The organism is Ruegeria sp. HKCCA0370 (assembly GCF_013033705.1).
GTDB lineage: Bacteria > Pseudomonadota > Alphaproteobacteria > Rhodobacterales > Rhodobacteraceae > Ruegeria.
On the sequence record NZ_WQEP01000004.1, the window covers coordinates 191,207 to 204,912 of the forward strand.

Sequence of the window (13,706 nt, forward strand, 5' to 3'; positions counted from 1 at the left end):
CCCGGCCAGATCGAACAACGCCGGGTCTGTTTGATTCAAACAGGAGGCCAGAATGATAGCAAAGACGCTGCAAGACATGTTCCGACGGTATCGACGTCCTGGCGATATTGTCTTTGCTTTCCTTTTCTTCGGCTTCTCCCTGTTCCTTCTCAGCCAGATCGGCGCTGAGACTCAGGCCGTCAAACGAACCAAGTGGTTTGCGCAACCCGCCCTGTGGCCCAAGATCGCGATCTGGGGCATGGTTTTGTTCAGCGGCCTCCACTTGCTGGGCTCCTTCCTGTCCCCACGCATTCCCGGACGGTTGCGAGAGGTGACGTTCTGGTTGATGTCCCTCGAATACGTTGCCTACTTCCTGATCTATGTCGTGGCGGTTCCGTGGCTTGGATACCTGCCATCGACCATGCTTTTTGCAGCCCTGCTGACGATACGATTGGGGTTTCGATTACCCGGGGCTTTTTGCGTTGCACTTGCCTTCGGCGCGGTCGTTGCAGTCGTTTTCCGCGCGTTGCTTCAGGTGAACATTCCTGCCGGTCGGATATACGAATACCTGCCCGACGGGCTGCGCGCCTTTGCGCTGACCTACCTGTGAGGCCAAGATGGACAATCTGATTTCCGGCTTTGCAATTCTGGCGCAGTGGCAGGTCGTCGTGGCATTGGTCATCGGATCGGTGGGCGGGGTCATCATCGGCGCATTGCCCGGCGTCGGCGCTGCTGTCGCAATTGCCATCCTGCTGCCCGCCACCTTCGCGTTCGAGCCCATCGTCGGCCTGACCCTTCTGTTGGGCATCTACGGGTCGTCCATGTATGGCGGCGCAATCCCCGCCATCCTGATCAACACGCCCGGTACCGCCGTCAATGCACTGACCACCTATGACGGCTATCCCATGACCAAGCGCGGCGCGGGCCACCGGGCCCTGTCGCTGGCCTATTCGGCGTCGTTTTTCGGCGGCATCTTCTCGATCCTCTGTCTGATCATCCTGTCACCCGTATTGGCCTGGGTTGCCCCGCATTTCGGCAGCCGCGAGATTTTTCTGGCCGCACTCATGGGCATCCTTCTGGTGATCCTGGCTCATCGCGGGCAAACCTTCTCGGCCGCGATGCTGGCGTTCTTCGGCATCTTTCTCAGCACCGTCGGTCTGGAACCCGTCAAATACACCAAACGTTTCACCTTTGACCAAACCTGGCTTTCGTCAGGTATCGATCTGATCGTGGTGGTTCTTGGGCTGTTCGCCATCAGTCAGGCGCTGCTATTGCTGGTCGACAAAGAACACGCGCCGGGCGAAGCCCATGTGCGCGGCAGCATCTTCGCGGGCCTCAAAGAGCTACTGGGCCTGAAACGCATCGCGACGGTTTCGTCATCGCTGGGTGTGCTCATGGGCATGATACCGGGCACAGGCGAATTCACATCACAGTTCCTGTCATACACATACGCACAGAAAACCTCTGAGGACCCGGACAAATTCGGCGATGGGTCACCCGAAGGTCTGGTGGCGTCCGAGGCGGCCAACAATGCCGTTCCCGGGGCTGCGATGATTCCACTGCTGGCGCTGGGTATTCCGGGCGAGGCGCTGACCGCGATGATGCTGTCGGTCTTCTATGTTCACAATGTGATCCCCGGACCGCAGCTTTTCGCCGATCAGATGGATTTTGTCATGGCGCTGTACATGTCGCTGATCCTGCTCAACGTGATCGTTCTGGTCTTTCTTTTGTTCTCGACCAACCTGCTGCTGAAGATCATTCAGATCCCGACGCGCTTTCTGGGGATCATGATCCTGACGCTGTCCTTTGTCGGTGTATTCAGCCTGCGCAACTCAGTCACGGACTGCGCCATTGCCGCCGGGTTCGGCGTGTTCGGGCTGATCCTGAAGCGCCTGAACCTGCCCATTGTTCCGATCATTCTGGGCATGGTTCTGGGCGGGATCATGGAAGTCAAACTGCGCAGCGCCATGGCGCGGGTGAAGTCACCACTTGATTTCATCGACCGACCGATTGCCGCAATTCTTTTCATCATGATCCTCGGGATCCTTCTGCTGCACGTTCGCTCGCTGATCAAGGAACACAAGGAACGCATCACACCGCAGCCGGTTCTCGACGAAGACTCAACTCAGCAAGGATAACCCCAATGGACCAATCCTCGATTGATGCGCTGCGTGCGCAGGACATTGCTCCGCGCGGGCATTTCATAAACGGCCGCAGTCAGGATGGCGAAACCGGGGCCCGGCATCAGGTTCTGTCTCCGATCAACGGTCAGCCTCTGGCGCTGATCACCGAAGGCACACCGGCCGACGTCGATATGGCCGCGCGCGCGGCGCGCGATGCTTTCGAGGACGGGCGATGGTCGCGCATGGCCCCTGCCGGCCGCAAGAAAGTGCTGTTGAAGCTGGCTGATCTGATTGAAGGCCGCGCACTTGAACTGGCCGTGCTGGGCGTGCGCGACAATGGAACCGAGATCACCATGGCCTACAAGGCCGAGGCACTCTCGGCGGCGGCCACTTTCCGGTATTATGCCGAGGCGATCGACAAGATCTACGGACAAATCGCCCCGACAAGCGGTGACGTCCTGGGTCTTGTGCATCACGCTCCGGTCGGGGTTGTGGGGGCCATCGTGCCCTGGAACTTTCCACTGATGATCGGCAGCTGGAAAATTGCACCGGCACTGGCCGCAGGCAATTCCGTCGTGCTGAAACCTGCCGAAAGCGCCTCACTCAGCCTGCTCAAGATTGCCGAACTTGCCGCAGAAGCCGGAGTGCCCGATGGGGTGTTCAACGTCGTGACCGGGCGTGGCTCGGTCGTGGGTGAGGCGCTGGCCCTGTCGATAGATGTCGACATCATGGTGTTTACCGGCTCGGGCACAACCGGGCGGCGGCTGCTGGAGTATTCGGCGCGGTCGAACCTGAAACGCTGCTATCTTGAACTGGGCGGAAAATCCCCGAACATCGTTTTTGCCGACGCCCCTGATCTGGCCGAAGCCGCCAAGGTTTCCGCGGCGGGCATCTTTCGCAACTCTGGTCAGGTCTGCGTCGCCGGATCGCGCCTGTTGGTTCAGCAAGAGATCTACGAGGACTTCGTCGCCGAGATCAGCCGCCACGCCGAAGGCTTTCGCGTCGGCGACCCGCTGGATCTCAACAGCCAGATCGGTGCGGTCCACAGCCTGCCAGAGCTTCAGGCCAATCTGGATTTCGTCACCAAGGCCGAGGCCGAAGGCGCCGAACGCCGGACCGGCGGAAACCGCATCCTGACCGAGACCGGAGGCTATTACATGGCGCCGACCGTGATGGCCAACGTGAAAGAGACCGACACCCTGTTCCAGAATGAGGTCTTTGGCCCTGTTCTGGCCGTCACGCCCTTTGCCGACGAAGACGAAGCGCTGCGCCTTGCCAATTCCACCGTTTATGGGCTGGCCGGTGGTGTCTGGACCTCGAACCTCAGCCGTGCGCATCGCATGGTGGCCGGCATTCGCGCCGGCGTTGTGCATGTCAACACATATGGCGGTGCCGACCTGACCGTTCCGCTGGGCGGCGTTCGCCAATCCGGCAACGGGCACGACAAATCGCTGCACGCGATCGAGAAATACTTCGATCTGAAAACCGCCTGGATAAAACTCTGAAAAAAGGCCGCCCGCATGACCCTTCCAGCAAAATCCGCGGAACTCATTGAACGCAGGGCCCGGTTGCTGGGGCCAAATGTATCGACCTTCTATGACGAACCCGTTCATTTCGTGAAAGGTGAAGGCGTCTGGCTGTGGGATGCGGACGGGCGCAAGTATCTGGATTGCTACAACAACGTGCCTCATGTGGGGCATTGCAACCCGCGCGTGGTCGAGGCGATCTGTCGTCAGGCGCGCACGCTCAACACGCACACCCGGTATCTGCATGACGGGATTCTGGACTATGTGGAAAAACTGACCGGAACGATGGACGACTCCCTGGATACGGCCATCCTCACCTGTACCGGCTCCGAGGCAAATGACATTGCTCTGCGAATGGCCGAGGCGATGACCGGAAAACGAGGGATTATTGCCACCGACGCCACCTATCACGGCAATACCGCGCTGGTCAGCCAGTTGAGCAAATCGAACATCCCGACGGTCGGCTTCGGTCTGGGCCGGTATTTCCGCTTTGTCAGCGCACCCGACAGCTATCGCCATCCCGACCCGGATGGGTCAAAATTCGCCGATGCCGTGGCGGAACAGATTGCGGAACACGAAAAGGCCGGCACCGGTTTTGCCGCATTGATCCTCTGCCCTTATTTTCTGAACGAGGGGTTTCCCGACAATCCGGACGGTTGGCTGGCACCCACGGCCAAGGTCGTCCGCCAGGCCGGGGGCCTGCTGATCTGCGACGAGGTGCAATCAGGCTTTGGCCGAACCGGCACCCACATGTGGGCGCATCAGAAGTTGGGCGTTGTGCCGGATGTCATGACCTTGGGCAAACCCATGGCCAACGGCCATCCAGTAGGCGGCGTGGTCACAGGTTCCGAGATCATTTCGGCATTCCGCAAGGGATATCGGTACTTCAACACGTTTGGCGGAAACCCTGTTTCCTGTGCTGCCGCGATGGCGGTTTTGGAAGAGATCGAAGACCAGAGCCTGGTCGCACATGCCAGATCCGTTGGCGACCATGCGCGAAAACGGCTGAACCTTTTGAAAGAAAAATATGACGTCATCGGAGACATACGCGGCTCGGGGCTGATATTCGGGGCTGAAATGGTCCTTGATCGCGACAGCAAGGAACCCGCCGGTGAATTCACTGACCGTATCATCAACGCCATGCGCCAGCGCGGGATCATTCACTCCAAGCTTGGGCGTCACAAGAATACTCTGAAAATTCGCCCGCCCATGCCATTCTCTGTCGAAAACGCGGATCTTCTTTTCGACACGCTGGACGACGTGTTGGCGGAAACGCCGCTGGTGGCATGAAGCAGATCGTGGAACATGCGCTGTCCCTTTGGGGGCTGGCTGATGGCCAGGCGTCTCTTGTGGCGGCTCGGGAAAACCTCGTCTATCGCGTTCAGGCAGGCCAGACCGCCTATGCCCTGAGACTGCATCGCAAGGGCTTGCGAACGGATGCCGAACTCCGGTCAGAGCTACAGTGGATGGCTGTTCTCGGCAAAAACGGGGTCCGGGTTCCAACGCCCGTTCCGGCCGCAGATGGGCGCTATCTGCATCTGGTGGACGGTATTCAGGTCGACATACTCGACTGGTTGCCGGGTCGCCCTTTGGGTGCGACAGGACAGGCTTTGACGCATCAGGACAGGACAGGCGTCTTTTGCTCAATCGGCCGGGAAATGGCACGGCTGCACCACATCAGCGACCAATGGACACCTCCTCAGGACTTCGTGCGTTGGTCATGGGATCGCAGCGGGCTGCTTGGGGACGCCCCTGTCTGGGGTCGTTTCTGGGAAAACCCAACGCTTGGAAAAACGGACCGGGCCCTGTTCCTGGCGTTCCGGGATATCGCAGATCGTGACCTTCGGCGCGTGGAAAATCATTTGGATTACGGGCTGATCCACGCCGATCTTGTCCGCGAAAACGTCATGGTTGACGGTGACGTACTGTGGCTGATTGATTTCGACGATGCCGGGTTCGGTTTTCGCCTGTTTGATATCGCAACGATGCTTCTCAAGAACCTGCACGAACCTGATTTCAACCAGCTGCGCGGTGCTTTGCTGGCGGGGTATCGATCTGAACGACCGATCTGCACCCGCCAACTCGACCTGTTCATGGCACTGCGCGCCGTAACCTATGTGGGATGGGTTGCATCCCGACTGAACGAAGATGGATCGGGTATACGCAATGAGCGGTTCATTGAAACCGCCCGGGCGTTGATGTCCCAATACCTTCAACAGCACACCTAGACAGGAGGCACCAATGGCCCAAAAGACAATCCTGCTGATTGGTACGTATGATACCAAAGAGCCCGAAATGCGGTTTATCGAAAAGGCGGTCAGAGCGCAGGGCGCTGACGTGCTGACCATGGATGTATCGGTTCTGGGTGATGCGTCCGAATCGACGGATATCTCGAAACACGACGTTGCCGCTGCCGGCGGCATGACAATAGAACAGGTCATCGCGCAAGGAGACGAGAACAAAGCCTTTCGCGTGATGTCCGCAGGGGCCGCAAAAGTTGTTGCACAGGCCTATTCAGAAGGTCGATTTGACGGGATGCTGGCCACGGGCGGGACCATGGGCACAGACCTTGCGCTGGATTGTGCACAGGCTTTGCCGATGGGCGTTCCCAAATATATCGTGTCAACGGTCAGCTTCTCGCCTCTGATCCCTCCGCACCGGTTGGCGCCGGATGTTCAGATGATCCTGTGGGCCGGCGGCCTGTATGGCATGAATTCGATCTGCAAATCGTCGCTCAGCCAGGCTGCCGGGGCCGTCGTGGGCGCAGCCAGGGCAGCGACCGCACCCGATCGCAGCAAACCTCTGATCGGGATGACCAGCCTTGGTTCGTCCTGCCTGCGCTACATGAAAATTCTGAAACCGGCACTGGAAGACCGCGGCTTTGAAGTGGCCGTGTTCCACTCTACCGGCATGGGCGGCATGGCCTATGAAAAACTGGCGGGCGAAGGCGCGTTTGCCTGCGTGATGGACTTCTGCATGCAGGAATTTGGCAACCTGATGGCGGGCTCTGTCGTGTCCAGCGGCGATGACCGGGTCACCAATGCCGGGCGCGTAGGAACGCCCCAGATGGTGGCACCCGGTGCGCTGGATCTATTGGATTTTGCGGGTTGGCAGGACATCCCCGAACAATATGCCGATCGCCCGTTCCACGAACACAACCGCCTGATCAAAAGCTCGGTCTTCAACGGCGCCGAACGGCGCGCCTGGATTCGGGAACTCGCCAACCGGCTGGAAGCCGCAACCGGGCCGGTGCATTTCTTTTTGCCCGTTCAGGGCGTCGAGGCCTGGGACAGGGAAGGCGAAGAGGCGCATGATCCAGAGGCTCTGGCAGAAATGGTGGACGAGGCGCGCAAGGTCATGCCCGGCCGGGTGCCGATGACCGAGCTGGATGTTCACATCAACGACGCGGCTTTCTGCGAAGCTGTTCTGTCGCGATTTGACACGTGGGTGGAAACCGGCGTCATCTGAACAGACTGAACGCCATTGGCAGCATCGGGAAAGGGAAAAACAACCCTGCGCGTTGTCTTTCAGCGAATGGGGGCACCTGTCCGGGTTGTGCAGGTCGGTTCCGTGACCCTCGGGCACCCAGTCCTCAGGCGGACGGTTCCAGAACGTGTTGGGGTTTTCTACGTCCATCCCGGCCCGTTGCAAGCTGCGCAACGCGGACCGGATCAGAATGACCGGTCCTTCATTGGATGTTGCGCCAAAAGCGTCTCCACAACGTTTTGAACGATTGGATGATCGGCTTGCCCCCACCCCCAAGACGATCAATCAGCCAAGGGCGTTTCTTGAACACTTAATCCATCCTGTAGCCGGGTACGGGCCCGTTTCTGTTGCCGGTGGAAATTTTTTATGGATGTTGGATCCAATATCCTTTATTCGTGATCGCATCTTTGATTCAGGGAGGATCACATGCTCAAGAAACTCGTCGCTTTGGCGGCCTTCACCACTTTCACAACAGGTCCTGCGATGGCGGACACGCTCGACGATGTCGTGGATCGCGGTACTCTTCGCTGCGGCGTTGTTCTGGACTTTCCGCCGATCGGGTATCGCGACGCCAGCAACGAACCGGCGGGTTTTGACGTGGATTACTGCAATGATCTGGCCGCGGCGCTTGAAGTTGATGCGGAAATCCTGCCTTTGACCTGGGCCGAACGCCTGCCGGTCATCGTGACCGGGCGCGCCGACGTCGTGTTCGGCGCAACCTCGGACAGCCTTGAACGGGCGCGGACCGTGGGCTTCAGCATTCCCTATGCAATCTACTATGCGCAGGGCGTCGTGAACGCGGACAGCGGGATCGAAACCTTCGAAGACATCCGCGGCAAACGCGTCGCCGCCGCGATTGGCACCGTGCCGGAACAGGAATGGCTGAAGATTGCCGCCGAATGGGGTGAGGAAGGCAATTATCAGGGCTATCAGTCGGAAAACGAGGTGTTTCTGGCGGTCGCGCAGGGCAAGGCCGATATCGGCATCACCACCAACACCGCCGTTCTGCCGATCACCCAGCAGTATGAAACCGTGCTGGCCGGCCCCCGTATGCCCTGGACCACCGACTACACCTCGGTCGTGGGCAAACGACAGGACGTCACCTGGCTGAATTTCCTGAACCTGTTTGTCACGCATCAGGTGCGCTCGGGCCGGTACCAGGAACTGTGGGGCAAATATGTCGGAGGTGAAGCACCCGAGCTGCGCATCCCCGGCGTGATGTACTGATTTCACCCCCCAAGTGCTCTTTCGTCGGGTTTCGCCCGGCGAAGGAGCCGGTCAATTCGGAAAAAACCTGTGTTCGATTACAACTTCCACTGGCGGCCGGTCATGAAAAGCCTGCCGGACTTGCTTGAGGCATCGCTGCTGACCTTGCAAGTCGCGGTTCTGGCGATGATCCTGGGCATCCTCATCGGCCTGTGTCTTGCGCTGACGCGGCTGCACCTGAAGGGGCCGCTGTACTGGTTCGCCTCGGCCTGGGTTGAACTGGCCCGAAACACGCCCGCCCTGTTTCAGCTGTTCTTTTTCGGCTTCGGGCTTGGCGCATTCGGCCTGCACCTGTCGCCTTACTTCATCGTGCTGGCGGGTTTGACCTTCAATTGCGCCGGCTATCTGGCCGAAAACTTTCGCGGAGGTTTCCAGGCCGTCCCCGAGACGCAACTGCGGGCCTCTCGTTCTCTGGGCATGACCGCGTGGCAGGCTTACACACGCGTGGTGATCCCGCAGGTGTTTCGCATCGTCTATCACCCGATCACCAATCAGATGGTCTGGGCCGTGCTCATGTCCTCGCTGGGCATGCTGGTCGGTTTCCGCGAGCTGTCAGGCGAGACGCAGTTCTTTGCCTCGCGCACCTTCCGCATCTTTGAATATTTCGCCGTCACCGCGATCATCTACTACGTGATCGTCAAAATCATTCTCGGAGCCTCACGCCTGCTGGCGACCCGGCTCTTTCGCTACTGAAGGACGCTCGGATGGAACCCACTGTCAGCTTTTTCAGCGGCTTCACCATCAATGATCTGTGGTTTCTGGGCGAAGCGGCCCTGCGGACACTCTGGATTTCGGTTCTGTCGATATCCATCGGAACGCTTCTTGGCGTGGTATGCGGGTGGATCCTGTACGAGGGCAAGCTGGCCGCAGCCCTCACAGTGGCCCCGTTTCTGGATGTTTTCCGTTCCGTCCCGCTGATCATCCAACTGGTGCTGTTCTACAACTTTGCGCCCATTGTCGGGCTCAATCTGGATCCGTTCGCCTCGGGCGTGGTGATCCTGTCGATCTACACGGCCGCCTTGGTTGCGAATGTCGCACGCGGCGGGATCGAGGCCGTCGGTGCGCCGATGCGCCGTGCCGCGCGCAGTCTGGGCATGACCTATTGGCAGGATCTGCGCTATGTCGTCTTCCCGATTGGCGGGCGCGCGGTGTTCCCGGCCTGGGTCGGTGTCGCATTGGGAGTGATGAAAGACAGCGCGTTGGTTTCGGTGCTGGGCTATGTCGAACTGCTCAAGGCCAGTCAGATCCTGATCACCCGGACGCAGGAACCTTTCCTGATCCTGACAATCGCAGGCGCGTTCTATTTCGCGCTCAGCTATCCGATTTCGCGCTATTCCGCGTCTCTTGAAAAAAGGTGGGCCCAATGATCGAAATTCGCGACCTGCACAAGTACTTCGGCGCGTTGCATGTGCTGAAGGGCATCGATCTAGATGTGCAGAAAGGAGAGGTCCTGTCGGTGATCGGCGCATCGGGCTCCGGTAAATCGACCCTGCTGTATTGCATCAACGGGCTGGAACCGATCCAGCAAGGCTCGGTCATAGTGGATGGCACAGATGTTCATGCCAAAGGCACCGATATCAACAAGCTGCGCACAAAGCTGGGAATGGTGTTTCAGCAATGGAACAGCTTTCCCCACCTGACCGCATTGGAAAACGTCGCGCTGGCCCCCAAGATCGTCAAAGGACTGTCAAAATCAGAAGCCCGCGATATCGCCGCCCGCCAACTGACCCATGTTGGCCTGGGCGAAAAGCTCGACGTCTACCCATCCGCCCTTTCGGGTGGCCAGCAACAGCGTCTGGCCATCGCCCGCGCGCTTGCGATGGAGCCGGAATACATGCTGTTTGATGAGGCGACGTCAGCGTTGGATCCCGAACTGGTGGGCGAGGTTCTCGACACGATGCGCCTTTTGGCCGAAGAAGGGATGACCATGATCTGTGTCACGCACGAGATGGGTTTCGCACGCGATGTGTCGGACCGGGTTGCTTTCTTCCATCAGGGCGTGATGGAAGAGATCGGTCCGCCCGGGCAGATATTCGGTGATGCGCAATCCGAACACACCCGTAAATTCCTGGCCAACGTGCGCTGAGTGCACTGGCCCCCTGAAACAACGAGGAAAATCACCTTCATGTCCAAGAATATCTTTACCGGCACCATGCCAGCCCTGATGACCCCGTGCAAAGCCGACCGGACTCCGGATTTCGATGCCCTGGTGAAAAAGGGCAAGGAAATGATCGAGGCCGGCATGTCGGCCGTGGTGTATTGCGGCTCGATGGGCGACTGGCCGTTGCTGTCGGATGCCGAACGCATGCAAGGTGTCGAACGCCTGATCGACGCCGGCCTTCCTGTCGTCGTCGGCACCGGTGCGATAAACTCGAAATCTGCCGTGGCGCTGGCTGCACATGCGCAAAAGGTCGGCGCGGCAGGGCTTATGGTCATCCCACGTGTGCTGTCGCGCGGATCGTCCATCCCGGCACAGCGCAACCACTTCAAGGCAATCCTGTCAGCCGCGCCGGATATTCCGGCCATCATTTACAACAGCCCCGTTTACGGCTTCGCCACCCGCGCCGATTTGTTCCTGGAATTGCGTGCAGATCATCCGAACCTTGTCGGGTTCAAGGAATTCGGAGGCAAAGGCGACCTGCGCTACGCCGCGGAACACATCACCTCGAAGGATGATCAGGTCACGCTGATGGTGGGCGTGGACACCGAGGTTTATCATGGCTTCGTCAACTGCGGCGCCACGGGTTCGATTACCGGTATCGGCACTGCCCTGCCCAAAGAGGCACTGCTGCTGGCCGCCCTGTGCCAGAAGGCGGCGGCGGGCCATGCCGAAGCGCGCCTGCGCGCGCGCGAGCTTGAAGAAGCCTTTGGCGTGCTGGCCAGCTTTGACGAAGGCACCGATCTGGTGCTGTACTACAAGCACCTGCTGGTCCTGAACGGTGAAGAGGAATACCGCTTGCACTTCAACGAAACCGACGAGCTGACGGATGCCCAGCGCAACTATTGCGAACAGCAATACAAACTGTTCCGCACCTGGTTTGCCGACTGGTCCAGCCAGGGCGGGGTCATCGCTGAATGCATGTGATCGACAGCCATACCGGAGGCATGCCGACGCGGGTCATCCTGAACGGCGGCCCCGATCTGGGGTCGGGCCCGCTGGTCGAGCGCGCGCAACGCCTGGCCACCGAGCACAAGGAATTCTACAAATCGATCCTTCTGGAACCACGCGGTCAACCCGGCATGGTCGGGGCGCTTCTGGTGGCCCCGGAAACGTCTGGCTGCGAAACCGGCGTGATCTATTTCGATGCCGACGCCGTTCTGGGCATGTGCGGTCATGGCACCATCGGCCTTGGGGTCACTCTGGCCCATCTGGGCCGGATCGGTCCGGGGACGCACAGGGTCGAAACGCCGGCCGGCGTCATCTCGGTTGACCTGTTGGACGCCAATACAGTGCGCGTCACCAATATCGAAAGCCGCCGGGTCAAGGCTTCGGTGTCGGTTGACGTCGAAGGCCATGGAAAAGTGACCGGCGATCTGGCCTATGGTGGCAACTGGTTCTTCATTGTCGATCCCAGCCCGATGGACGTGACGCCCGGCAACATCCGTGCCCTCACCGATCTGACCATTGCAATTCGCAAAGCCTGCATCGACCAGAACGTGCGTGGCGAAAACGGGGAACCGGTGGACCACGTGATCTTGCAGGACAAATCCCCGGACAAAGACGTTCACAGCAGGAATTTCGTCCTGTGCCCGGACGATCAATATGACCGATCCCCGTGCGGGACCGGCAGTTCGGCGCGTCTGGCCTGTCTGGCCGCGGATGGGGTTCTGGATCCGGGGCAAGAGATCGTGCAGGAAAGCGTGATCGGCAGCTCTTACCGGCTGAGCTTTCAGCCTGGTCCCAATGACGGCATCATTCCGACCCTGACCGGGCAGGCGCATATCATGGCCGAGGGCACATTGATTTTCGCGCAAAACGATCCGTTCCGCGGTGGGATCCTTCTTTGACAAAATTATCGGGGACTGGCGCAATCCAGCCCCCGGAACCGAGCCACAGTTTGAGAAGATCTGGCCATGCTGCAAGACAACCCGACGGATATCGTTGTGATCGGTGCCGGTATCATCGGCATCAGCACCGCACTTGAATTGCAAAAACGCGGCCGGCGCGTGCTGGTGCTGGATCGCGAAGGCGTAGGAGCCGGTGCCTCGAAGGGCAACGCCGGAGCCTTTGCCTTTACCGACATCGTGCCATTGGCCACCCCCGGGATCATGCGCAAGGCTCCGAAATGGCTGTTTGACCCGCTGGGTCCACTTTCAATTCCTCCTTCTTACGCTTTGAACATCGCGCCGTGGATGCTGCGGTTCTGGCGGGCCAGTTGGCAGGATCGCTATGCTGCGGCCTTGTCTGCGCAGGCTGCTTTGATGGATCACAGCCGCGCGGCGCTGGAACGCCAGATCGCGGATGTCGATGGCGAAGCGCTGATGCAACGCGACGGCCAGTTGCAGGTGTTCGAGGGTGAAGCAGAATTCCGCGCCAGTCTGCCCACATGGGACAGGCGCAAGGATCACGGCATCCCCTTTGACCTGCTGGACAACCCCGACGCTATTGCGGAAATCCAGCCCGGGCTTGACCGACGATTTACCCATGCGGGTTTTACACCCACCTGGATGAACACGGTCGATCCGGCCAGCTGGACAAGACATTTGGCCACCCGGTTCACCGCCCGTGGCGGTCAGGTCGAAATCGCGACAATCAGCGCGCTCACACCCATGGATGCGGGCGTTCGTCTGACGACTTCGATCGGTGAAATTGATGCAAGACAGGTGATCGTGGCCGCCGGGGCGTGGTCTCATCACCTGGCGAAAACCCTGGGTGATCGCATCCCTCTGGAAACCGAGCGCGGGTACAACACGACCCTGCCCCAAGGGGCCTTTGATCTGCGCACCCATCTGACATTCGGTGGCCACGGCTTTGTGGTGACGCGGATCAACGGCGGTGTGCGCATCGGTGGCGCGGTCGAGTTGGGCGGGCTGGAACTGCCGCCCAATTACAAACGCGCCGACGCGCTTCTGGCAAAGGCCGGGCGCTTCATGCCTGGCCTGAACTTGGAAGGCGGCACGCAATGGATGGGCTTTCGGCCGTCGCTGCCCGACAGTTTGCCGCTGATCGACCGCTCGGCGCGTGCGCCACAGGTGTCTTACGCCTTCGGACATGGCCATCTGGGTTTGACGCAATCCGCAGGCACGGCGGAACTGGTCGCGGATCTGGTCACGAACACAAAGCCCGCGCTCGACATGAAGCCTTTCGCATCCACACGCTTCTGAT

At 59.7% G+C, this 13,706-nt stretch carries 13 protein-coding genes; all 13 read left to right on the forward strand.

The annotated features are described in order from the left end of the window. Positions 1-52 precede the first annotated feature (52 nt). A complete protein-coding gene (locus GOW31_RS11125; RefSeq protein ID WP_171170060.1) occupies positions 53-589 on the forward strand; it encodes a tripartite tricarboxylate transporter TctB family protein in 537 nt (178 codons plus the stop codon). 7 nt (positions 590-596) lie between these two features. Further along, positions 597-2,117: a tripartite tricarboxylate transporter permease gene (locus GOW31_RS11130; RefSeq protein ID WP_171170063.1), complete on the forward strand. Its 1,521-nt coding sequence runs from the start codon at positions 597-599 to the stop codon at positions 2,115-2,117. A gap of 5 nt (positions 2,118-2,122) precedes the next feature. Then, on the forward strand, positions 2,123-3,607 hold the full coding sequence (locus GOW31_RS11135; RefSeq protein WP_171170065.1) for an aldehyde dehydrogenase family protein: 1,485 nt from the start codon (positions 2,123-2,125) through the stop codon (positions 3,605-3,607). A 15-nt stretch (positions 3,608-3,622) separates the two neighbouring features. Then, the gene (locus GOW31_RS11140) at positions 3,623-4,918 is read left to right on the forward strand and encodes an aspartate aminotransferase family protein (protein WP_171170067.1); all 1,296 of its coding nucleotides are present in this window, start codon (positions 3,623-3,625) and stop codon (positions 4,916-4,918) included. Next, positions 4,915-5,856, forward strand: coding sequence for a phosphotransferase enzyme family protein (locus GOW31_RS11145; RefSeq protein WP_171170070.1), 942 nt, complete (start codon positions 4,915-4,917; stop codon positions 5,854-5,856). Before GOW31_RS11140 ends, GOW31_RS11145 begins: the two co-directional genes overlap by 4 nt. Positions 5,857-5,869: 13 nt before the next feature. Further along, positions 5,870-7,096 (forward strand): Tm-1-like ATP-binding domain-containing protein, encoded by a 1,227-nt coding sequence (locus GOW31_RS11150; protein WP_171170072.1) that lies wholly within the window; start codon positions 5,870-5,872, stop codon positions 7,094-7,096. 444 nt (positions 7,097-7,540) lie between these two features. Then, complete coding sequence (locus tag GOW31_RS11155) at positions 7,541-8,341, forward strand: transporter substrate-binding domain-containing protein (protein ID WP_171118185.1); 801 nt, start codon at positions 7,541-7,543, stop codon at positions 8,339-8,341. A 69-nt stretch (positions 8,342-8,410) separates the two neighbouring features. After that, the gene (locus GOW31_RS11160; protein WP_171118187.1) at positions 8,411-9,073 is read left to right on the forward strand and encodes an amino acid ABC transporter permease; all 663 of its coding nucleotides are present in this window, start codon (positions 8,411-8,413) and stop codon (positions 9,071-9,073) included. 11 nt (positions 9,074-9,084) lie between these two features. Continuing rightward, positions 9,085-9,747: an amino acid ABC transporter permease gene (locus tag GOW31_RS11165; RefSeq protein ID WP_152460596.1), complete on the forward strand. Its 663-nt coding sequence runs from the start codon at positions 9,085-9,087 to the stop codon at positions 9,745-9,747. Further along, positions 9,744-10,466, forward strand: coding sequence for an amino acid ABC transporter ATP-binding protein (locus tag GOW31_RS11170; protein WP_171118191.1), 723 nt, complete (start codon positions 9,744-9,746; stop codon positions 10,464-10,466). The genes GOW31_RS11165 and GOW31_RS11170 overlap by 4 nt, the downstream gene beginning before the upstream one ends. A gap of 39 nt (positions 10,467-10,505) precedes the next feature. Beyond that, complete coding sequence (locus tag GOW31_RS11175) at positions 10,506-11,465, forward strand: dihydrodipicolinate synthase family protein (protein ID WP_171118193.1); 960 nt, start codon at positions 10,506-10,508, stop codon at positions 11,463-11,465. Then, positions 11,456-12,388 (forward strand): proline racemase family protein, encoded by a 933-nt coding sequence (locus tag GOW31_RS11180; RefSeq protein WP_171170075.1) that lies wholly within the window; start codon positions 11,456-11,458, stop codon positions 12,386-12,388. Before GOW31_RS11175 ends, GOW31_RS11180 begins: the two co-directional genes overlap by 10 nt. A 66-nt stretch (positions 12,389-12,454) precedes the next feature. Beyond that, positions 12,455-13,705, forward strand: coding sequence for an FAD-binding oxidoreductase (locus GOW31_RS11185; RefSeq protein ID WP_171170077.1), 1,251 nt, complete (start codon positions 12,455-12,457; stop codon positions 13,703-13,705). Position 13,706: the final 1 nt, after the last annotated feature.